We start from the raw sequence: 22,045 nt of genomic DNA, 5'->3' as shown, positions 1-22,045 counted from the left end.
GGCGCCGGGCCACGGCTGTTTCACCCGGAGGTGTGAGGCGGGACGTGGGGCACGACCCGCCTCACGGCGTCGGTCAGCCGACGCCCAGGTAGGCGTCCTTGATGCTCGGGTCGGCGAGGAGTTCCGCCCCGGTGCCCGTCCTGGTGATCTCACCGGCGTCGAGGATGTACGCGCGGTGCGCCCGGCTGAGGGCCTGCTGCGCGTTCTGTTCCACGAGCAGGACGGTGGTCCCCTGTTCGTTGATCTCCGTGATGATGCGGAAGATCTGCTGGATGAACTGCGGGGCGAGCCCCATCGACGGTTCGTCGAGCAACAGCAGCCTGGGTCGGGCCATCAACGCGCGGCCGAGCGCCAACATCTGCTGCTCGCCCCCGGACATGGTGCCGCCGACCTGCGTGCGGCGTTCCTCGAGCCGGGGGAACAGGCTGAACACGCGCTCGTAGTCCTCGGCGATCGCCGCGCGGTCCTTGCGGGTGTAGCAGCCCATGTCCAGGTTCTCCTGGACCGTCATGCCGGGGAAGATCGCCCGTCCCTCCGGGGACTGGCAGATCCCCCGCACCACCCGCAGGTCGGCGCGGAGGCGGGTGATGTCGTCGCCCTCGAAGGTGATGCTGCCGGAGGTGACCGGCAGCAGACCGGAGACGGTCCGCATGGTGGTGGTCTTGCCCGCTCCGTTGGCCCCGATGAGGGTGACCACCTCCCCCTCCTCCACGGTGAGGGAGAGACCGCTCAGCGCGCGGATCCGTCCGTAGTGCACGGACACGTCGGAGATCTCAAGCAACGTCATCGTCAGGAACCCCCAGGTAGGCGGCGATGACCGAGGGGTCCTCCCGGACCTCGGCGGGGCGACCGTCGGCGATCTTCTTGCCGAACTCGAGCACGACCAGCCGGTCCGTGACGCCCATGACCAGTTTCATGTCGTGGTCGATGAGCAGCACGGTGTACCCGTCGTCCCGGATCTCGCGGATGAGCCCCATGAGCTCCTCCTTCTCCGCCGGGTTGAACCCGGCGGCCGGCTCGTCGAGGCACAGGAGCTTCGGCTCGGTGGCCAGCGCCCTGGCGATCTCCAGGCGCCGCTGGTAGCCGTAGGGCAGGTTCTTCGCCTTGTCGGCGGCCCGGTCGGCGATGCCGACGAACTCCAGCAACGCCATCGCCCGCTCGACGCCCTCGCGTTCCTCCCGGTGGTGGCGGGGCAACCGGAGCAGCGCGCCGAGCACGCCGGTGCGGTGGCGGGCGTCGGTGCCCACGACCACGTTCTCCAGCGCGGTCATCTCGCCGAAGAGCCTGATGTTCTGGAAGGTCCTGGCGATGCCTCGCCGGGTGATCTGCGACTTCTTGAGCCGCCCCAGGGGCCGGCCCTCGAGCAGCACGTCCCCCGAGGAGGGGCGGTAGACGCCGGTCATCGCGTTGAAGCAGGTGGTCTTGCCCGCCCCGTTCGGTCCGATGAGGCCGAGGATCTCCCCGCGTCGGATGGAGAAGGACACCGAGTCGAGGGCGACGAGCCCGCCGAAGCTGAGGGTGACGTCCCTCATCTCGAGCAGGGTCTCGCCGACCTCGACCTCGATGTCCCGGTCCGGCGCGACGACGTCCGCCACTTCCGCCTCGTGCTCGGCCCGTTCCTCCGCGCTCATCCGCGCGACCTCACCGACGAGACCGCCTGGCTGGTCGGTCCCGGGGTCGTCGAGGTGGTGGCGCATCTCGGGTGTGGAACCGCTGGTGGTCGTCATGCTCCCGTCCCCTTGCCCGAGTCCTTCATGGGGCTTTCCGTCGACACGGGCTCCGGTTTGCCCACCAGGCGTTTGTACGCCTGCCTTCCTCGTGCCAACAGCCGCTGGCGGGCGCCGAGCAGCCCCTGGGGGCGGAAGATCATCAGGACGATCAACGCGAGCCCGAAGATCAGGTAGCGGTACTCGGACACCACCTGGAACCGCTCCGGCGTGTAGGCGATGACGATGGCCCCCAGGATCACCCCGACCTTGTTGCCGGACCCGCCGAGGATGACCGCGGCGAGGAACAGCACCGAGGTGACCACGTCGAACCTGGCGTTGTTGACGAAGCCGAGCTGCCCCGCGTACAGGACACCGGACAGGCCGCCGATGGCGGCGCCGATGACGAAGGCCCACACCTTGAAGCGGAAGGTTGGCACCCCCATGATCTCGGCCGCGTCCTCGTCCTCCCGGATGGCCACCCACGCGCGGCCGACCCGGCTGCGTTCCAGGTTCCCGACGAGGATGAGCACGGCGATGATGGCGGTGACGGTCAGCCAGTACCAGGGGATCCCGTCGCCCTGGGTGAAGATGCGGGTCCCGTCGGACCACTCCCCCGGCGGCCGTTCCAGGTTGCGGAAGCCCACGTTGCCCCGCAGCGCCGGGATGTTGTCGGCGAGCAGCCGGACGATCTCCCCGAAGCCGAGTGTCACGATCGCCAGGTAGTCACCGCGCAGCCGCAGTGTCGGTGTGCCGATGATGACACCGGACACCATCGTCACCGCGATGCCGACCACCACGACGAGCAACCACGGGTACTCGGCGTAGAGTGCGGAGTCGCGGCTGGTCATGAGCGCCGCGACGTAGGCGCCGATCGCGAAGAAGCCGACGTAGCCCAGGTCGAGCAGGCCCGCCTGCCCGACGACGACGTTGAGCCCGATGGCGATCAGCACGATGCGGGCGGTGTTGAACAGGGCGAGCTCGAAGTCGGTGCCCGGTTCGGTGGTGATGGGGAAGAAGTTGAGGAACGGCATCAGGTAGACGAGCACCACCACCGGGATGATGATCGCCCACTGGTGGAACCGGCTCAGCCCGTTCCACCAGTCACGGATTCGTTGGCCGAACGGCACCTTCGTCGCGGTCCCGCTGCGGAAGTGGTGCGCGCTCATACCCGGGCCTTTCCTAGCGACTCACCGAGGATCCCGGTGGGGCGGAACATCAGGATCACGATCAGCACGACGAAGGCCACCACGTCGCGCCACTGACCGCCCAACAGCGACTGGCCGTAGTTCTCGAAGACCCCGAGCAGGAAGCCACCGAGCAGCGCCCCGCGCAGGTTGCCGATGCCGCCCAGCACGGCCGCGGTGAAGGCCTTGATGCCCAGGAGGAAGCCACCGTTGTACACCACTCCCTGCGGGATCTGCATGATGTAGAACAGGGCCGCGGCTCCGGCGAGCAGCCCACCGATGATGAAGGTGAGCATGATGACGCGTTCCTTGTTGACGCCCATCAGGGTCGCCGTGTCCGGGTCCTGCGCGACGGCGCGGATGCCCCGCCCCAGCCGCGTGCGGTTGATGAAGGAGTCGGCGATCAGCAGGAGCACCAGCGCGGCGAGGAACACCGTCAGCTGGATGTTCGTCACCGACACCCCGAACACCTCGAACAGGGGCCGCGGGGCGATCAGCTGGATCGCCAGCTCCGGGTTCGGGTTGCGCCACAGCATGATGGCCTGCTGGATCGCGAAGGACGCGCCGACCGCGGTGATGAGGAAGACCAGGCGAGGCGCCTTCTTCCTGCGCAGTGGTCGGTAGGCCACCCGTTCGAGGGTGAGCGCGACGAGCCCCGAGCAGATCATCGCGACGGCCAGCGCCAGGATGAGGTTCACGATCGTCTCGACCAGTGGAGCCTGGGCGATGCCACCGGACTCGTAACCGAGGAACTGGAAGGTGAAGTAGGCGCCGAACGCGCCCACGATGAAGACCTCGGAGTGCGCGAAGTTGATGAGTTTGAGCACTCCGTACACCAGGGTGTAGCCGACAGCGACCAGGGAGTAGATGCTGCCGTAGGCGAGGCCGTTCACCGTGTTGTACCAGAACTGGTCGACCAGGCGACCGATGTCGAAGCTGATCCAGTCCACGCCACCCTGAGCGAGGACCGTCGGAAGGTTGCCGATCACTCAGATACTCGTTTCTCGCGAGATCGCCGGTTCACCGTCAGTCGGTCGGGCAGGCGAGGTACGGCCAACGCGCGGCGCGCGCTGGCCGTCCGCCGCTGGCGCCGCTCAGCCGATCTCGCGGTCCCGAACGATCTCGCCGTCCTCGACCTGGTAGACCCAGACCGGGGTGTCGGTCAGCTCGCCGTCCTCGTCCCACTTGAAGTGCTTGGTGAGACCGGGCGCGTCGTAGTCGCGCACGTACTCGAGGACCTCCTCGCGGGTGGACAGCCCCTCGTCCAGCGCGCGCAGCAGGACGGTCGTGGCGTCGTAGCCCTCGGCGGAGTAGGTGGACGGTTCGGTGCCGGCCAACTCGGTGAAGGCGTCGAAGAAGTCACCGAAGCCGTCGGCCGGGACGCACGGGCAGGTCAGGTAGACGCCCTCGGCGGCACCCACGGCGTTCTGCACGAACTGGTCGTCGCGCACGCCGTCGGGAGCCACGAGGGTGGTCTGAAGCCCCCGGGCGAACAGCTGCTGCGCGAAGGGCGCGGCCTCGGTGTAGTAGCCGGCGTAGAAGACGGCATCCGGGCCGGAGGCCTCGATCGTGCCGACGACCGCGGAGAACTCCCGCTGGTTCGTCTTCACCTCCTCGGTGCACACGACCGCGTCACCGAGGGCTTCCCGCACCTCGCGAGCCAGGCCGATTCCGTAGGAGGAGTCGTCGTTGACGACGCAGACGCTCTCGGCGCCGAGGTCCTCCCCGATGAAGGTGGCGGCGGCCGGACCCTGCTGCGCGTCGTTGCCCAGCCCGCGGAAGAAGGTGTCCCAGCCGTTCTGGGACAGCGCCGGGTCGGTGGCGGACGGGCTGATCGTGACCAGGCCGGCCTCGTGGAACGACTGCCCGGCCGCGTCGGACTCGCCGGAGAAGGGCAGCCCGACCACGCCCAGGATGGAGTCGTCGTTGATGGCCTGGGTGACCACACCGGACGCCCGGTCGGGGCTGCCCTCGGTGTCGAACTCCTTGAGCGTCACCTGGCAGCCCGCGTTGGCCTCGTTGTGCTCCTCGACGGCGAGGCGGACACCGTTGAGGATCGCGACGCCGAGGGCCGCGTTCTGGCCAGCGATGGTGCCGATGTAGGCGATGCTGACGCCGTCCTCGCACTCGCCGGTGCCGTCCCCCGCCGGCAGGACGGCATCGGTGGGGGCGTCAGGGGCGGCGGCGGCGCTGTCGTTGGTCGCGGCGCCCCCCTCCGCCGGTTCCTCGTTCCCGCCCTGCGCGCACCCGGCGAGCGTCAGCGACGCCGTCGCCGCGACTGCCAGGATCCGTAAGCGACCGTTTTTCGACACCCGTGCCTCCACGTGAACCCGCCCACGAGCAGCAGTCGTGGGCGTCGTTCCGCTCCTCGGAACGATGAGTTAGGCACGGACCGTAGTCCGATCGTGGCACGTTGCCCATACTGGTCACGTGGCCGTAGCCACATCGTGACGCATGTCGCTCTTCTGGGCTCCGAAAGGGGGAACTTTTCCCTAGGAATGGGATCGCGCACCGCCACCCGGGTGGACATGTGACCGCGACGTGTCAAGGCATGACGTCGGGATGACCGCTGGATCAGCTGAGGGTTTCCAGTACCGCCTCCGCGACCGCCTTCATCGTGGTCCGCCGGTCCATCGCGGTGCGCTGGATCCATCGGAACGCCTCGGGCTCGCTCAGCGACTGGTTCTTCATCAACAGGCCCTTGGCCCGTTCCACCACCTTGCGCGCCTCCAACCGCTCCTGGAGGTCGGCCACCTCACCCTCCAGCGCCCGGACCTCGGCGAAACGGGACATGGCGAGCTCGATGGCCGGGATGAGGTCACGCTTGGCGAAGGGCTTGACCAGGTAGGCCATCGCCCCCGCGTCCCGCGCCCGCTCCACGAGGTCGCGCTGGCTGAAGGCCGTGAGGATCACCACGGGGGCGACCCGGTCGCCGACGATCAGGGACGCGGCCTCGATACCGTCCATCCGGGGCATCTTGACGTCGAGGATGACCAGGTCGGGCTGGAGCTCGTTGGCCAGCTCGACGGCCTCCTGCCCGTCGACGGCCTCGCCGACGACGTCGTAGTTCTCCTCACGAAGCATCTCGACGAGGTCAAGACGGATGAGGGCTTCGTCCTCGGCCACGACCACACGGCGGGCGCTGGTGTTCGGGGCCTCGGTCCGGGCCTCGGCAGCCGGCTCGGTCACCGGGCTCCTCCTGGTTGGTGTCGGCTACTGCGGCAGGTGGGCCGGCAGCGAGTGGCCCACCGTGACTGAATGTCGAATCCTACCCGGTGGGGGCCCTCAACCCGGTAGCGCCCGCGTGGTGAGAGGCCTCACTGTCGGGCGACGCGGGTCCCCCGGACGGGTTGACGGTCAACCGTTCAGGAAAAGCGGCGACCCCCACACGGGAATACCCCGAGCAAACAGCCGGTTCCGTGACCCACGGTCGTGTCCGATGCTCGGCGAGAGGGAACGGAAGATGGCGTTGCGTATTCCGATTTCGCCCCTGGCGAGTATTCCTTGGTTCCATCGGGTCTCCGTCACCGAAATATCGAGTATCGCTCATTGCGCCTCCGTTCGCCTTTCGGAATCGTCGTTGTGGCGCAACCCGATCCCCCCGGAACCAACGTCGGAGGAACTGGTGGACTACGTGCGACGGGTCTTAGCCGGAATCGCCCCCCAGGACGACGTCCTCGTTTCCGAGAACCGGTCGCTGAATGGCGCCGAAACCCATCGTCTGGTCGCCGGTATGGCCGCGGTCCTCGCGCGGTTCGGAGTGGGCCCCGGAGTCCGGGTCGCCTGCCTGCACGGGAACACGCCGGAGGCCGTCCTCCTCCGGCTCGCGGTCCAATGGGCGGGGGGCTGCTACGTCGGCCTGCGCCCGATGTTCTCCCCCACCGTGCACGCGGCGTGCCTCGCCCACGCGGCGCCGGAGGTGCTCGTCCACGACCAGCAGCGCGAGGAGCGCGCCACCGAACTGCTCCGCCGCGCGTCGGTGCCCCGCGTCCTCTCGCTGGGTCCCTCCGCTCTCGGCGAGGACCTGGCCGCACTCGCCGCCGCCGCCGTGGCCGACGCTCCCACGCTCCCCGCCGCGCTCGACAGGCCGGCGTCGCTGGCCTACACCAGCGGGACGACCGGCAGCCCCAAGGGCGTCGTCCACGGCACCACCGCCATGGCGGCGTGCCTCGACGTGGCCCGCGCCATGTACGGACCGCCACCCTGGCGCTTCCTGGTGGCCATCCCGCTCTCCGACCTGGGCGGAGAGCTCGCCCAGTGGATCCTCGCCTGCGGCGGGGTGGTGGTGCTGCGGGAGGACCTCGACCCCCTGGCGACGCTCGCGCTGCTGGAGCGGGAACGCATCACCCACCTGTTCACCGCGCCCAGCTCGCTCTACCAGCTCGCGGAGCACCCCGACCTCGACCACTTCGACCTCACGGCCCTGCGACTCGCCGTCTACGGAGGGGCCCCCGCCGTGCCAGCCCGCACGTCCGCCGCCCTGCGCCGGCTCGGCCCCCGCCTCATGCAGAACTACGGCACCCAGGAGACCGGGTTCGTGTGCGCGCTCCTGCCCGAGGACCACGGGCACCCCGAGCTGCTGGACCACGCCGGTCGGCTGCTCCCGGGAGTCGAGGTGGAGATCCGGGACACCTCGGGCGCGGTCGTCCCGCCGGGGGTGGTCGGCGAGATCTGGGTCCGCTCCCCGATGACGATGAGCGGGTACCACGCCGATCCGGCCCGGACGGGCGAGGTGCTGGTGGACGGGTGGGTCCGCACCGGTGACCTGGGCCACCTCTCCGAGGCGGACCTGCTCCGCATCCTCGACCGCGCCAAGGACCTCATCATCGTCGAGGCGTACAACGTCTACTCCCGTCGGGTGGAGGACGTCCTCTGCCACCACCCGAAGGTCCTCCAGGCCGGGGTCGTAGGCCTTCCCGACGTCGACCGAGGTGAGCGGGTCTGCGCGGCGGTCGTCCTCGCGAGCGGAACCGCGGACGCCGACGAGCTCCGCGAACACGTCGAGGCGCAACTCGGTGAACCACACGTACCCCGCCTCATCCGATTCGTCGACACCATTCCACTCACCGACGGGGGAAAACCGGACAAGTCGGCATTACGCGCCCTGTTCGCCCCCGACACCCCCTCCCACTGATCCCACGACCAACCGGACGAAAGGATTCCCAATGAAGTTGTCAAGTGGTGAAGGTGTCGGGCCGTGAGCTCGTCAGGCCGCTGCGGCTTCGGGTTGCGGCGTGCCGATCTGGAAGGCGCGGTTGTCGCGGATGAGTGCCCACAACACGTTCAGGCGTCGGCGGGCCAGCGCGAGGACGGCCTGTTTGTGCGCCTTGCCTTCGCGCCTTTTCCTGTCGTAGAAGGCTTTCGACGTCGGGCAACAGCGGGCGGCGACCTGCGCGGACAGGTAGAACATGCGCAGCAGGCGCCGGTTGTAGCGGCGTGGCCGGCGCAGGTTGCCCCGGACTCGTCCGGAGTCCTTGGGCACCGGCGCCAGGCCCGCGACACCGGCCAGCCGGTCGGCGCTGCCGAACGCGGCCATGTCGCCGCCGGTCAGCGCGATGAACTCGGCTCCGAGCAGGGGCCCGACGCCGGGCATGCTCAGGACCGCGACGGCGTGACGGTGTCGGCGAAACCGGCCCTCGATGAGCGCGTCGGTCTCCGCGATCTCGTCATCGAGGGCCATCACCCCCTTGGCGAGCCGGGCCACCATGGCCGCGGCCGTCATCTCTCCGGGGACGGTGGTGAACTGGGCTTCGGCGGCGGCGACTGCGGCGGCGACCGTCGCGCTGTTGCGGACCTTCCGGGCGCGCAGCCAGTCGGCGAGCTGTTCCCGGCCGCGCTCACGCAGTGCGGCGGGGGTCTGGTGGCCGGTGAGCAGGACCAGGGCGGCCTTGGAGGTGCTGTAGTCGAAGGCCCGTTCCAACGCGGGGAAGTACTCCAGCAGTTGGGCGCGCAGCCGGTTGATCGCCCGGGTGCGGTCGGCGGCCAGGTCGTAGCGGCGGGCGGTGAGGATCCGCAACTCCACCGCGATCTCGTCGCCGGCGGTCACCGGGTGCAGGTCACGGCGCATCCGGGCCTGGTCGGCGATGACGAAGGCGTCCTTGGAGTCGCTCTTGCCGTCCCCACGATAGGTGCCGGCGGCGCGGTGGACGGTGCGACCGGGGATGTAGAGCAGCTTCTGTCCGTGGTTGACCAGCAATGCGATCAGCAGCGCGGCCCCGCCGGAGTTCAGGTCGATCGCCCACAGCACGTCCGGGGCCAAAGCCCGTACGTCACCGATCAGCTCCAACAGGTCGGCCTCGTTGTTGGCGACCCGGCGGGAAAGCACCTTCGTGCCGTCGGTATCAATCACCGTGCAGTGGTGCGCGGCCTTGCCCGCGTCCACGCCGGCCCAGAGTTCGGGCACGGCCACCTCCGTCGTCGTTCGTGCGGAACACCCGGCAGACGACCTCGCCGGCACGTCCTTATGCAGCGATCGGTTCGCTCATCCCAATCAGCGGTCGAGTCGTCGCGGGACCTCGGGCGGCCAATCCTTTCAAGCCACACCAACGGCGACCACATGACAGCCACACCCGAAGTCCCCGGGCCCTCCCGATCTTACGACTGACCAGAACAGACCCGACTTAGAAGATAAGGAACAGCATGCGGCAGATCGAGATCGAATGGGTGCAGCCCGGAATCACCGTCACCGCCGACCTGAACGAGGAACGCAATCCGCGGCTGGCGGATCTGCTGTGGAACGAACTGCTCCCGTACAACAGCCTCCAGAATCACGCACTGGTATCCGGGAACCACCTCTACCACCTCGTTCCCCACCACCAGCTCGTCTACACCCGCGCCGAGTACAAGGAGGACCGGACGAAGTCCCCGGACGGAACGGTGTTCCTCTCCCAGCTGCAACACCTCGCCGTCAAGTACGGGCCGCTCAGCGAGTACCTCCCCGCCGCCCCGGTCGGGCACGTGGTACCGGAGGACGTCGAGGCCTTGCGCGCCGCCGGCCGCGCCTGCTGGGAGGCGGCGTGGAGCAGCAAGCAGGTGATCGAGGTCCGGGTCCGGCGCAAGGGGGAGGACGTGCGGAACTTCGTGCTCCCGCGCACCGCCCCGGTGGACTCCCCCGCCGTGCAGAAACTGGTGGAGGAGATCCACGACGAGGTCGCGCGGGTGTGGATCGATCCACCCCAGGAGATCGTCGCCATGCACGAGGGGCGGATCGCCAGCCGCGCCGGTAGTTACGACCAGTACTTCTCCACGCTCGTCTTCCTCAACGGCGAGGTGCGGCCGCTGGGCTACTCCGCCCTCAACGGCCTGGTGACGATGTCCCGCACCACCGACATCTCCCTCACCGACCTCCTCCGCATCACACCGATGCTGATCAAGACGCCCGCCGAGTTCCTCGGCTACACCGGGCTCAACACCTTGTGGGACTTCACCCAACGCGTCCTGGAGACGCTGCCCGGCGTGGAGACGCGTGACGAGTACTTCGCCCTGATCAACGCGCTCGCGCTGTACGCCAACGTCCTGAACACCTGGAACCTGCACTTCTTTCCCTGGCGAGCCGGCGCCGACCACGCCTACGCGACCGTCTGATCCGGTCGAAGGAGTCAGCCATGCCCAGCAGGGAATTCGTCGAGACGCTGACCGAACTGCGTCACCGCACGCTGCATCCCACGGAGCACAACCGAGGTCAGCTTCCCGAACGGCTCAGCCACGCGCTCCGCACGCTGGCCGTGCCCTCCCATCCCGACGGTGCCTGGCTGGGCACGGCTCCTCCCGACCTCGGCTGGCTGCGGGACTTCGAGGCGGTGCCCGAGCACATGTCCGACCCCGACCTGGTGTTGCGCGGGGTGACCGCCGGGCTGGGCGCGCAACTGCGCGCCCACGCCCCCGGCAACCTGTTCAACATCTTCCCGGTCCCGCTGTTCGACGCGGTGACCGCGGCCACGCTGGCCCAGCTCTACACCCCCAACGCGCTGTGGGACCTCCTGGCCGGTGGCACGCTCGAGATCGAACGCCAGCTGGTCCGACAGCTCGCCGACCTGGCTGGCTGGCCGCGCGACGACGCGGGCGGCACCTTCTCCTTCGGCGGCAAGGCCGGTCTGATGTACGCCGTCCGGATCGGGCTGAACCGGTGCCTGCCCGAGTCCGGCCGGCGCGGGCTGGCCGGTGGGGCCGCGCCGGTGGTGGTCACGACCGAGCACAACCACGACAGCGTGGAGCCGGTGTGCGCTCTCCTCGGGCTGGGTTCGGAGGCGTGCGTGCGCGTGCCGGCACCGGGACGGGACCGGGCGGCCACCGCCGAGCGGGTCCTCACCACGGTGGCCGACCTGGTCGCACGGGGAACTCCGGTGGCCTGCGTGGTGCTCTCCGGCGGGAGCATCATGGACCACACCATCGATCCGGTCGGCCTGGTCGCCGCCGGCCTGAGCAGTCTGAGCGGTTCGCTGCCCTACCGGCCTTACCTGCACTTCGACACCGCGCACGGCTGGCCGTGGTTGTTCTTCCGCGACTACGACTTCCCCGGCAACCCGTTGGAGATCGACCCGGTGACGCTCGCCGCCCTCCGCGAGGTCAGCGACCTCGTCGCGGAGGCGGCCTGGGCGGACTCGATGACGGCCGACTTCCACAAGGCCGGCTTCTGCCCCTACCCCTCCAGTGCCTTCCTGGCCAGGAACGCCGCCGAGCTGCACACCCTGCACGAGGACCCGCACACCGCCGAGTGGCGGCCGTGGGGCGGCAACCTGGTACTGCACCACACCATCGAGCACTCCCGGGGCGCGGCGGGAATCCTCGCGGCCTTCGCCGCGCTCCACAGCGTGGGGAGGACCGGGTTCCGGGTCCACCTCGCCCACGTCACCGCGATGAACAACGTGTTCCGCGCGCACCTCCCGGAGTTCGGCTACGAACTGGTGAACCCCACGAGCCCCGGGATGGCGTCGGTGTTCTGGCCGGTGGCGCCGGGGGGCCCGGCCACCTTCGCGGAACTGGGCCGGGCGGAACCCCTGCTCGTCGACGACGCCAACCGTTACACGCAGGCCCTCTACCAGCGCCTGGCTGGGCTGGACCCCCAGCACGAGGTCGCCGCGCCGATCGTGCTGGGATTCCTGCCCGCGTTCACGCACGGCGCGCACGGCCATCCGCTGTCGGCGCTGCGCCTGCTCCCCAACTCGCCCCACCACGACGAGGTGACCGTCGCGGCGATCGCGGACCGGATGGCCACCGCCAAGGCGGAGTTCGACCGCTCCGTCACCTCCCGCACCGGTCCCCTCGCCGGCCTCCGCCTCCGCCACGTCCCGGAGTGAGCCGGCACCCGCCGGCCCTCCAGGACCGACACCCCGAGGAGTTCGAGGTGACCGCATCCCCCCGCCCGTGCCCAGCCCAGGTTCCCGACTCGTCCGCGGCGTTGCGGCTCGCCCGGTTCTTCGCCGCGGGATGCCTGGGACAGGCACTCGCCGCTCTGGTCAGGGCGGGCGTCGTCCGGGAGATGGCCAGGGACCGGCCCTCCGTCGACGAACTCGCCCACCGGACCGGGACCGATCCGGCGACGCTGTCGCGGTTCCTGCGCGCCGGAAAGGCGGCTGGCGTGTTCGTGGAGGACCCACCACACCACTTCGCCCTGTCGGACACGGGAGAACTGCTGGCGGAGGGGCCGGGATCGCTGGGTGGTCTCCTCGAACTGGCGAACACGGCCCCGGTGTTGGCCGCGTGGTCCGCCGCCGAGCACACCCTGCGCACCGGGGAGTCCGCCTTCGCGGCGGTGCACGGCTCGTCCGTGTTCGACCACCTCGCGCAGGCGCCGGCCCTGGCCGGCGCGGTGGGGCGGGCGATGGGGGCCAGCGTCGCCGCGGAACTCGTCCCGGCCTCGGTGGATCTCCCCTCAGCGCGCCACGTGGTCGACGTGGGCGCGGGGGGCGCGCGCCTCCTCACGGCGCTGCTCGCCGCCCAACCGCACCTCGTGGGGACGCTGGTCGGCGTGCCCACGGCGGCTCGGGAGCAGGTCGCCGAGGAGCTGCGGCGGTCGGGGGTGCGTTCCCGCTGCCGCCTGCCCGACGGCGAGGTCCTCCCCCAGGACGGGGACGTCTACCTGTTGTGCCACGTGCTGCCGTGCCTCGACGACGAGGACGCGGTCTCCCTGCTCCGATCGCTCGTCCCCGTGCTGCGGGAGGGCGCCCGGCTGCTGGTGATCGGCTTCGTTCCCTCGGCTCGGGACCGCACCCCGGTGATCCCCGCGTTGGACGTGTGGATGGCGGCGATGTGCGGCGGACGTCAACGCACCGAACACGAGTACTCGGCTCTCCTCGACCGAGCCGGATTGCTGCTACACGCCCGGCACGGGGTCCGCCCCGACACCGAGTGCGTCCTCGAGGTGGTTCGCCGGTAGTCGACGCCACCGGCCGGGAGGGCGTTCGCGGACGCTCACCCGGCCCGGCGGGGCAACCGCCCGATGATCATGCCGGCCTCGCCGTGGTCGGTGAAGTGCCCGCCCGCGAGGACGGCTCGCAGCCTGCCCTCCGCGGCGGTGAGGAAGTCCTCCCAGACAGCGTCGGCCGGGAGCAGGTGTCGCCACGCGGGACGCAGGGAGTCCAGGTACCCGAGCAGGGGTTCGAGCTCGTCGCAGACGACCGTGTACGCGCGTCGCCGTACCGCCACCTCCCCGAAGGCGGCCGCCAGGAGGTGCGCGTGGTGCAGGCCGAACCGCGCGTCCGGCCGAGGCGGGACGGGCCCGCCGCCGACGTCGGCGAACGCGTGGTCGGCCAGCGTGTACAGCTCGGTCAGCGAGCTCGAGTCGTTGGTGGTGGCCACCGCGATGCCGTCGGGCCGCAGGGCTCGGGCCATCTCCCGGACCGCCGTCACGATGTCGGGCACGTGGTAGAGCATGTGCATGGCCACCACGGCGCCGGCCGCGCCGTCGGCGACCGGGAACGCCTGGACGTCCCCGACCACGTCGGGCGCCATGCCGGTGGAGACATCGACACCGAAGAGGTCCAGGTCGGGTCTGCGGGCGGCGAGCCGGGCGCGCAGCAGACCGTTCCCGCACCCCACGTCGATGACGGGTCCCGGCGCGGTGGCGACCACGGAGGCGACGTCGTCGTGGAGGTCGAACCGAGGACGCTGGAAGTCGAAAAGGCGTTGGCGTGCCCGCAGGATCCTGGTGGTCCCGTAGTACTCGTCCGCCACCAGCTGCCGGTCGGTGTGCATACCGGAATGCTATTCCCCGGCGGGGGCTCCGTGGTCTCCTCGAGCTCCGATTCCGGAATTCGGGCGACGGAAGCGTCCCGCCCGGTGGACGGCTCTCACCGACCGTGCCGGCACGACCTCCCGCACTGCTCCAACCGACGGAGCGGAAAGCCCCCCGTTCAGGATTATCCCGAACCCCACGACCGCGCGGAAAACGACGCGGAACACGTCATCCCAGGAGTCAGGAACGGCCGTTCACCCGATCAGCGAGGCCAGGTTCACGAAGCGCACCGGGCGAGCGACCACCCGCCCATCAGCCAATTCACCCTACTCGGATGGGGGAAACAGCCACCCTGCCACCCACTCGTTCTTGCCGACGGGTCACCGACGTTGGTATATCTCTATTCAGCGGTTCACGTCATGGATTCCACCACCGGCCCACGACTCCGCATTTCCGATGTCGCCATTCCTGACCACCCGGTTCGTGGACGCACCAGCACCCACCACAGAAAACCGGGCCCGCGCCACCTGCTTCCCCGTGGCCCGTTCCGGCGGCCGCGATCAGCGCGCACCGTTCCGCACGAGGAGACCGCACGTGATTCTGGATTCCGGCCGAAACAACGGGGTCAACTGGGAACGTTACTGGCGGGACGTCACCAGCGACGCCGGCACTCCCAGCCCGCCCTGGCACTTCGGTTCGGGTGCCGAGATGGCTCCCTACCTCCCCGTCATGCTCGACCACCTCGCTCCCGAGCTCCCCCTGGTCGACCTCGGGTGCGGCGACGGTCTCCTGACCGACCACCTCGCCAGGCACTACCCGGTGGTCGTGGGCGTGGACGTCTCCCCGGCGGCGATCGCCGCCGCGCGCGGCCGGGCCCGTCCCGGTCTGTCGTTCGACGTCCTCGACGCCACCGACGTGGAGGCCGCGGCGAGGTTGCGCGCCACGGTCGGTGAGGCCAACGTCCACCTGCGCGGGGTGCTGCACGCGATGGACCCGGCCGACTGGCCCGCCGCCCTGACGACACTGGCGACGCTCACCGGCCGACGGGGGCGGGTCTTCGACATCGAGATCACCCCGGCCTTCTCCGACGCCGTGGAGGAGATGCTCGGGAAGTTCGCCGCCCCGCCACCGGGGATGGCCGCGGTCGCCCGCAGCGGCCTGCGGCCGACGGAGCTGGACTCGCCGAGCCTGCGAGCCCTGTACGAGGACACCGGCTGGGCGGTGGTGGCCGCCGAGGAACTGACGGGACGTTCCACCATGCGGCTGCCCGACGGCTCCTACTTCGAGTACCCGTTCACCTACCTCGTGGCCGGGCGACGGTGAGCTCGGAGGGCTCCGTGGCGGGCGGAGCCGAGGTGGAGGGTGTCCCGCGCTCACCGGACCCGACCGGTCCGGTCTTCACCCTCAACGAGGTCCCGGCCCTCGACAGCGATCCGCTGTTCGCGCTGTTCCGGCGGGAGCACCCGCTGAGCCGGATCCGGCTCCCCCACGGCGGGGAGGGCTGGCTGGTCAGCCGTTACCAGGACGTGCGCACCGTGATGACCCACCCGGCGTTCAGCGCGGCCGCCGCCGCCAGCGACCAGGTACCCCGGATGACGGTGGTGGCGGGCCGGCCCCCGGAGACCATCGCCGGCCTCGACCCACCGGAACACACCCGGCTCCGCCGGCTCGCCGCGCCCACGTTCCGGGCGAGCCGCATCGCGACCTTCCGGCCGCTGGCCACCCGTATCGCCGTGGACACCCTGACCGAGTTGGTGGACGCCGGGCGACCCGCCGACTTCGTACGGCACTTCGCCCTCCCGTTCCCCGTCCGGTTGATCTGCACGGTCCTCGGCGTTCCCTACGAGGACCACTCCCGCTTCGTGCCCTGGTCGGAGGCCGTGCTCTCCACGACAGGGCTCAGCGGCGCCGAGTCAGCCCAGGCGTTGGAGGAGATGAAGGAGTACTTCCGCCACCTCATCGCCGAACGCCGACGCGCCCCGTACGACGACCTGCTCGCCGACCTCGTCGCCGCCCGCGACGCCACGCCGGAGCCGGGAGGGTCCGACCAGCTCAGCGAGGAGGAGCTGGTGATGTTCGCGGTCCTGCTGCTCATCGCCGGTTACGAGACCTCGATCAACCAGATCGGCGCTTCCTGTTTCCTGCTGTTGGAACGGCGTTCCCGGTGGGAGCAGCTGGTGGCGCACCCGCGACTCGTCACCCGGGCCGTGGAGGAGTTGCTGCGGTTCGTGCCGCTGATCAACGGGGTGACGCTGCCCAGGGTGGCGGTCAGCGACGTCGAGGTCGCGGGCGGCACGATCCGGGCCGGTGAGGCGGTGTTCGTCTCCATCCCCTCGGCGAACCGCGACGAGCGGATCTTCGACGACCCCGACACCTTCGACCCGACCCGGGTCCACAACCAGCACGTGGCCTTCGGGCACGGGCCCCACTACTGCCTCGGGGCGCACCTCGCCCGCCTCGAACTCCAGGTGGCACTGACCGAGCTGATCCGGGTGCTCCCCTCGCTGCGGCTGGCTACGCCCAGGGACGACGTGCCCTGGCGCACCGGTCTGGTGGCGCGCGGGCCGACCGCGCTCGCCGTCTCGTGGTGAGCACCGCGACGTTCCTCCGCATCCGTTCCGACCAGGAGACGAGACGATGAGTCAGGAAGACGCGTCGGGGGTGTGCTTCCTCGAGGAGATGGACGCCCTCGAGATCGACCCCCACTTCGCGATGGCCCGACGTGAACGGCCGCTGAGCCGGATCAAACTGCTCTACGGGGACGAGGGCTGGTTGGTCACCCGGTACGAGGACGTGAAGCTGGTGCTGTCGGACCCCCGCTTCAGCGCGGTGGCGGCGGCCAACGACAACGTTCCCCGCATGACGGCGGTGGGGAAACCGGTCGACACCCTCGCTGGGCTCGATCCGCCCGAGCACACGCGGTTGCGCCGACTCGCCACCCCGGCCTTCACCGTGTCCCGCCTCGAGTCCTTCCGCCCCCAGGCAGTGCGGATCGCCACCGAGCTGCTCGACGCGCTGCGCGAGGCCGGGCCACCCGGAGACGTCGTGCAGGGGTTGGCGCTCCCGTTCCCGGTGCTGGTCATCTGCGAGATGCTCGGCGTCCCCTACGAGGACCGCGCGCGGTTCCTGCCCTGGTCCGACACGATCCTGGCCACGACGGCGCACTCCCCCGAGGAGGCCGTCGTGGCGTTGGAGGAGATGAAGGAGTACTTCCGCCACCTCATCGCCGAACGCCGACGCGCCCCGCACGACGACCTGCTCGCCGACCTCGTCGCCGCCCGCGACGCCACACCCGGCCCCGGGGAGAGCGACCAGCTCAGCGAGGACGAACTGGTGATGTTCGCCTCGGTGCTGCTGATCGCCGGTCACGAGACGTCCGTGAACCAGATCGGGGACTCCTGCTTCCTCCTGCTGCGGGACCGCCACCGGTGGGAGCTCCTCCAGCGGCGTCCCGAACTGCTCCCCAAGGCCGTGGAGGAGCTGCTCCGCTACGTGCCGCTCGTCAACGGGGTGATCCTCCCCCGCGTCGCGACGGAGGACGTCGAGGTGGCGGGGGGTGTCATCCGGGCGGGCGAGGCGGTGTTCGCCTCGACGGCGGCGGCCAACCGGGACGAGCGGTTCTTCGACAGGGCCGATGAGCTCGACCTGCTCCGCCAGCGCAATCCGCACCTGGCCTTCGGCTACGGGCCGCACTACTGCCTTGGCGCGCACCTCGCCAGGATGGAACTGCGAATCGCCCTGGGCGAACTGCTGCGCACGTTCCCCGCGCTGCGGTTGGCGGACCCGCCCGAGGAGGTCAGGTGGCGGAGTGGGTTGGTCATGCGGGGGCCGGTCGAGCTGCGCGTCACGTGGTGATACCGACGGCGGCCGGGACGGTGGGCCAGGACCCTGCCGCGATGCTCGCGCCCCCGCCCCGGATCCACCCCGGGCGCTGGTCGGGCCGGTGGTCCCGGGTGTCCCGCCGCCCGAGGCGCCCCGCCCCTGGCGGGGAGGTGCGCCAGGCCCGGGCACGACCTGCGGTCCGCGCCTCGTGGCAGGCGGGCGAGGCGGCGGGCCGCGCGGCCCACGGGCGACCGCGAGGCGTGCTGGACCGGATCGGTCCCGCCCCCGGTCCACCGGGGGTGCCCCAGCCCGGACGTCCCGGGGAGACGCGTTGGAGCGGACCTCCGATCCGACGGCGCACCCGCGAGTGGCGGGCGCACGGACCCTGTTGATCGACGAACGGACGAGAGATGACGGACACGACCACGGACATGGTCTTCGGCCTGTCCGAGATCGACGGGATCGAGATCGACCCGCTCTTCGGGCGGCTCCGCCGCGAACGACCGCTCGCCAGGATCCGCATGCCCTTCGGCGGTGAGGGCTGGTTGGTCACCCGCTACGAGGACGTGCGCACCGTCCTGGCCGACCCCCGGTTCAGCGCGGCGGCCGCCGCCGGCGACTCGGTTCCCCGGATGACCGCCGTGGGCAGGCCGGACGACACGATCGCCGGCCTGGACCCACCGGACCACAGCCGGCTCCGCCGGTTGGCGGCACCGGCGTTCAGCCCCGCCCGCCTGGAGTCGTTCCGCCCCCGGGCCACCAGGATCGCCTCGGACCTCCTGGACGCGGTGGAGCGCACGGGGCCGCCCGCCGACCTCGTCACGGCGCTGGGCCTCCCGTTCCCGGTGCAGGTGATCTGCGAGATCCTCGGGGTTCCCTACGAGGACCGGGCGAACTTCCTCCCGTGGTCGGACGCCGTCCTCTCGACCACCGCGTACACCGCCGAGCAGGCGGCGGCGTCGCTCGCGGAGATGAAGGCGTACTTCGCCCACCTGGTGGAACGGCATCGCGTCCACCGCCACGACGATCTCCTGGCGGATCTGGTGGCGGCCAGGGACACCACCGTGCCGGGCGAGGCGGACCGGCTCTCCGAGGACGAACTGGTCATGTTCGCGCTCGTCCTGCTGATCGCGGGCCACGAGACGACGGCCAACCAGATAGGCAACTCCTGCTTCCTGTTGCTCTCGGACCGCTCGCGCTGGGAACAGCTGGTCGACCAGCCCGAACTCATCCCCCGGGCGGTGGACGAACTGTTGCGGTTCGTGCCACTGGTCAACGGCGTCACGCTGCCCAGGGTGGCGAAGGTGGACGTGGAGATCGCGGGCGGGCTGGTGAGGGCAGGAGAGGCGGTGTTCACCTCGACGTCGGCGGCGAACCGGGACGAGCGGGTGTTCGAGGACCCGGAGCGCCTGGACCTGACTCGGCGGCACAACCCGCACGTCGCGTTCGGCCACGGGCCCCACCACTGCATCGGCGCGCAGCTGGCGAAGGTGGAGCTGCAGATCGCCCTCGGCGAACTCGTCAGACGGTTCCCGACCCTGCGGCTGGCCGGCCCGGCCGAGGAGGTGCCGTGGCGGCGGGGGCTGGTGATGCGGGGGCCGACCGAGCTGCGGGTGTCGTGGTGAGGCCGGGCCACGCGCCCGGTCGCCACGTCCCCGCGACGCGAGCCGGTCCGCCTCCCGGGATGCGGGCCGCCACCGCCGCGCCGCGTACCTCCTCCCGACGTCCTGACCTTGGCCAGCGCCGCCGGGTCACGATCCGAGCGGCCGGAGCGTGGCTCACCGCGTCCCGGCGCTCCGCCGTCGAGCTGGAGCACCGTGAACAGCGGTTCCGCGTCGGCCGCCGGGGCCGGGCGGTGGCTGGTCCCGGCAAAGGGGACCCGTTGCGTCCCGGTGAGCGCGGTTGGCTAAAGTAAGGGCAGCAACGCCCCCGTAGCCCAATCGGCAGAGGCAGCGGACTCAAAATCCGTCCAGTGTGCGTTCGAGTCGCACCGGGGGCACTCGCCTTTCGCCGGGCGATACGGCCCCTGACCAGCATGTTCTGGTCAGGGGCCGCTTGGCGTCGGCGGTAGGCGGTGTCCGGTGGCGGCACCTGTTCGGCGGTCGACCGCGTGCTCGAGCAGCCGCTCCGCCGGCCGTCGTCGGGCGGTTCGGCAGCCCGTGCTGGTACTTCCGCGCTCCTCCCGGGAAGCCCTGCCGCGCGCACGGACTCGCCCGTCGATCTCGGCCAAGCGAGGCCGGTCTCCTCGGCCCGCTCGACGCGGCGGATCCGAGTGCGAGCCAGACGACGCCAGGGTGTCCTCGTGACGTTCGGGAACGGTGCTCGCCTGGGGCGGCGGGGTCAGGTGTCGCAGGCGGTCTCCCGTTCGGCCGCCAGGGCGCGGAGGGCCGCGCGGTCGGTCTTGCCGGTGCCGGCCACCGGGAACGCCGGGAGGGTGCGGCACGTGGCGGGTACCTTGGCGGCTTCGAGGAACCGCCGCAGTTCCCGCAGGACCTGGTGGCTCCCCAGCTCCGTCACGGCGAACAGGACCGCGTCCCGGCCGCCCGCCGGGGGCACCACCACGGCGTCGGTGACCTCGGGGACCTGACGCGCCGCCGCCTCGATCTCGGCGGCGCTGGTGCGCACGCCGCGTTGCTTGAAGATGTCGTCCCGGCGGCCGTGGAAGTACAGGTGGCCGTCGCTGTCGAGACGGCCGTGGTCGCCGGTGCGCAGGAGGCGTTCTCCCGTGCGCGGGTCCCGGCCGAACGTCCTCGTGGTCAGCGATTCGTCACGCCAGTAGCCGGCCATGACGTGCGGCCCGGAGACGACGATCTCACCCTCGGTCCCGGCCGGCACCGGCCGGCCAGCCGGGTCCAGGATCGACACCGACGTCCCGGGTAGCGGGGTTCCGAGCGAACCGGGCCGGACCAGGTCGCTGTCGGCCTCGGCGATGGTGACCCGTTTGCATTCGGTGATGCCGTACATCAGTCGCACGGCGGCGGTCGGGAAGGTCCGCCGGAGGTCCTCGATGCCCGTCGGGGTCAGCTCCTGGCCCGTGTTGGTCAGCAGGCGAACGCTGGGCGCGGGGGCGCGCCGGCCGAGCCGGGTGAGCACGGCGGCCAGCGGGGGCACGACCGGGACGACGGTGACCTCGTGGCGGCGGATGGTCGCGAGCAGGCCGGCGTCGTCGCCTGGCCCGCGCAGCACCACCGCCGCGCCCACCCGGGCGGCCAGGAGTGCCTGGTAGAGGCCGTAGTCGAAGGACAACGGCAGCCGGCACAGGATGACGTCGTCCGCTCGGTACCCGAGGGTGCTGCCGATCGCGCGCACGGCGAACATGACCGCGCGGTGGGGGCAGACGACGGCCTTCGGTTCAGACGTGCTCCCGGAGGTGTAGAGCAGGATGGCGGCGGTGTCGGGGTCCGGGGCGCGGGGCGGCGTGGGTGGTCGGCGCGGGCCACCGGTGGTGGGGGGAGGCTCGGTCAGGACCAGTGTCGGCTCCGCGTCGGAGGTGATCCGCTCGAGTCGCTGGGGTGGGGCCTCCGGGTTGAGGAGCACGGCGGCGACGCCGGCTCGGGAGCACGCGTAGAGGGCGGCGAGTACCCACGCCCGCGCGCTGGCCCTGATCGCGACCCGGTCCCCGGGGCGTGCTCCCGAGCGGACCAGGTGGTCCGCGTACTCGCGGCTGGCCGCCGCCAGCTCGGCGTAGGTCCACGTGCCGTCCACGTCGTGCACGGCGCTGGCGGTCGGCCGCCGCGCCGCCGCGGTGTCGACGAGGGTGTGCAGCGGGCCGGTGTCCTGCCCAGTCACGGTCACCGGGTGGACGGTACCGGCTTTTCGAGGGGGTCGGCCCCGGTCGTGGGGTCTCTTGGGGGTGGCTGTTCCCCTGGCGGAGCGGTCGCGGCCGGCAGCCTCCCCGCCGCCGGGTGGGAGGGGCGACCGGTTCGGCGGCTTCGGCGGATCGTCCGTGTCCAGGGAGGTTCGACTGTGCGGTGACGGGACCGGCTCGCGATGCGGGGGTGGCGCGGACAGCGCGCTCGACGCCGGAGCGGGCGCGGGGATGGTGCCCGCCGTGGCCTTGTCCCGGTCCGTTCGGGGTTCAGGGCACCGTCGGACGGGACGCCTGCCGTGGTGGGGGTGTCGGGAATCCGGGGCGGGGGTCCGGTTCTTCGCCGGTG

General features: G+C 71.0%; 17 protein-coding genes and 1 tRNA gene. 9 read left to right on the top strand and 9 right to left on the bottom strand.

The window, feature by feature from the left end; genetic code table 11:
* Window positions 1-73 precede the first annotated feature (73 nt).
* From G443_RS03055 to G443_RS03030, 6 genes are all read right to left on the bottom strand, one after another.
* Entirely contained in the window at window positions 74-787 is a 714-nt protein-coding gene (locus G443_RS03055; RefSeq protein ID WP_026418117.1) for an ABC transporter ATP-binding protein, read from the bottom strand.
* Window positions 774-1,697 carry an ABC transporter ATP-binding protein gene (locus G443_RS03050; RefSeq protein ID WP_026418118.1) on the bottom strand — a complete coding sequence of 308 codons (924 nt, stop codon included), beginning with the start codon at window positions 1,695-1,697 and terminating at the stop codon, window positions 774-776. The genes G443_RS03055 and G443_RS03050 overlap by 14 nt, the downstream gene beginning before the upstream one ends.
* A 26-nt stretch (window positions 1,698-1,723) precedes the next feature.
* Window positions 1,724-2,875 (bottom strand): branched-chain amino acid ABC transporter permease, encoded by a 1,152-nt coding sequence (locus G443_RS03045; RefSeq protein WP_026418119.1) that lies wholly within the window; start codon window positions 2,873-2,875, stop codon window positions 1,724-1,726.
* The gene (locus G443_RS03040) at window positions 2,872-3,882 is read right to left on the bottom strand and encodes a branched-chain amino acid ABC transporter permease (RefSeq protein WP_026418120.1); all 1,011 of its coding nucleotides are present in this window, start codon (window positions 3,880-3,882) and stop codon (window positions 2,872-2,874) included. The genes G443_RS03045 and G443_RS03040 overlap by 4 nt, the downstream gene beginning before the upstream one ends.
* Window positions 3,883-3,987: 105 nt before the next feature.
* Window positions 3,988-5,205 (bottom strand): branched-chain amino acid ABC transporter substrate-binding protein, encoded by a 1,218-nt coding sequence (locus tag G443_RS03035; protein WP_026418121.1) that lies wholly within the window; start codon window positions 5,203-5,205, stop codon window positions 3,988-3,990.
* 262 nt (window positions 5,206-5,467) lie between these two features.
* Window positions 5,468-6,082, bottom strand: coding sequence for an ANTAR domain-containing response regulator (locus G443_RS03030; protein ID WP_026418122.1), 615 nt, complete (start codon window positions 6,080-6,082; stop codon window positions 5,468-5,470).
* Here G443_RS03030 and G443_RS03025 point away from each other — a divergent pair.
* Window positions 5,997-8,027 carry a class I adenylate-forming enzyme family protein gene (locus G443_RS03025; protein WP_155886067.1) on the top strand — a complete coding sequence of 677 codons (2,031 nt, stop codon included), beginning with the start codon at window positions 5,997-5,999 and terminating at the stop codon, window positions 8,025-8,027. The two genes, G443_RS03030 and G443_RS03025, sit on opposite strands and share 86 nt — an antisense overlap.
* A gap of 72 nt (window positions 8,028-8,099) precedes the next feature.
* Here G443_RS03025 and G443_RS03020 read toward each other — a convergent pair whose 3' ends face one another.
* Window positions 8,100-9,302 carry an IS110 family RNA-guided transposase gene (locus G443_RS03020; protein WP_035291653.1) on the bottom strand — a complete coding sequence of 401 codons (1,203 nt, stop codon included), beginning with the start codon at window positions 9,300-9,302 and terminating at the stop codon, window positions 8,100-8,102.
* A gap of 230 nt (window positions 9,303-9,532) precedes the next feature.
* On the opposite strand from G443_RS03020, the gene G443_RS03015 reads away from it, so the two are divergent.
* From G443_RS03015 to G443_RS03005, 3 genes are read left to right on the top strand one after another with little or no spacing between them, the layout of a single operon-like run.
* Window positions 9,533-10,477 (top strand): cucumopine synthase-related protein, encoded by a 945-nt coding sequence (locus G443_RS03015; protein ID WP_026418125.1) that lies wholly within the window; start codon window positions 9,533-9,535, stop codon window positions 10,475-10,477.
* 20 nt (window positions 10,478-10,497) lie between these two features.
* On the top strand, window positions 10,498-12,189 hold the full coding sequence (locus G443_RS03010; RefSeq protein ID WP_026418126.1) for a hypothetical protein: 1,692 nt from the start codon (window positions 10,498-10,500) through the stop codon (window positions 12,187-12,189).
* Window positions 12,190-12,236: 47 nt separating this feature from the next.
* Window positions 12,237-13,268: a methyltransferase gene (locus tag G443_RS03005; protein WP_155886068.1), complete on the top strand. Its 1,032-nt coding sequence runs from the start codon at window positions 12,237-12,239 to the stop codon at window positions 13,266-13,268.
* 35 nt (window positions 13,269-13,303) lie between these two features.
* Here the strand turns inward: G443_RS03005 and G443_RS03000 are convergent, their stop codons facing one another.
* Complete coding sequence (locus G443_RS03000; protein ID WP_051313722.1) at window positions 13,304-14,086, bottom strand: class I SAM-dependent methyltransferase; 783 nt, start codon at window positions 14,084-14,086, stop codon at window positions 13,304-13,306.
* A 574-nt stretch (window positions 14,087-14,660) separates the two neighbouring features.
* Between G443_RS03000 and G443_RS02995 the strand changes: the two genes are divergently transcribed.
* From G443_RS02995 to G443_RS02975, 5 genes are all read left to right on the top strand, one after another.
* Window positions 14,661-15,389 carry a methyltransferase domain-containing protein gene (locus tag G443_RS02995; protein ID WP_051313724.1) on the top strand — a complete coding sequence of 243 codons (729 nt, stop codon included), beginning with the start codon at window positions 14,661-14,663 and terminating at the stop codon, window positions 15,387-15,389.
* A 14-nt stretch (window positions 15,390-15,403) separates the two neighbouring features.
* On the top strand, window positions 15,404-16,657 hold the full coding sequence (locus tag G443_RS25290; protein ID WP_245588733.1) for a cytochrome P450: 1,254 nt from the start codon (window positions 15,404-15,406) through the stop codon (window positions 16,655-16,657).
* 46 nt (window positions 16,658-16,703) lie between these two features.
* The gene (locus G443_RS02985; protein WP_026418129.1) at window positions 16,704-17,921 is read left to right on the top strand and encodes a cytochrome P450; all 1,218 of its coding nucleotides are present in this window, start codon (window positions 16,704-16,706) and stop codon (window positions 17,919-17,921) included.
* Window positions 17,922-18,298: 377 nt separating this feature from the next.
* On the top strand, window positions 18,299-19,513 hold the full coding sequence (locus G443_RS02980; protein ID WP_051313726.1) for a cytochrome P450: 1,215 nt from the start codon (window positions 18,299-18,301) through the stop codon (window positions 19,511-19,513).
* Window positions 19,514-19,813: 300 nt separating this feature from the next.
* Window positions 19,814-19,887 (top strand) — tRNA-Leu (locus tag G443_RS02975).
* Between the two features lie 341 nt (window positions 19,888-20,228).
* On the opposite strand, the gene G443_RS02970 is transcribed toward G443_RS02975, so the two are convergent.
* Window positions 20,229-21,683 (bottom strand): class I adenylate-forming enzyme family protein, encoded by a 1,455-nt coding sequence (locus G443_RS02970; RefSeq protein WP_051313728.1) that lies wholly within the window; start codon window positions 21,681-21,683, stop codon window positions 20,229-20,231.
* Window positions 21,684-22,045: the final 362 nt, after the last annotated feature.

The sequence above is a fragment of the Actinoalloteichus caeruleus DSM 43889 genome, assembly GCF_000429185.2.
Taxonomy (GTDB): Bacteria; Actinomycetota; Actinomycetes; order Mycobacteriales; family Pseudonocardiaceae; genus Actinoalloteichus_B; species Actinoalloteichus_B caeruleus.
Note: the sequence above shows the minus strand (reverse complement) of the source record. Positions and strands in the feature narration are given on the sequence as shown.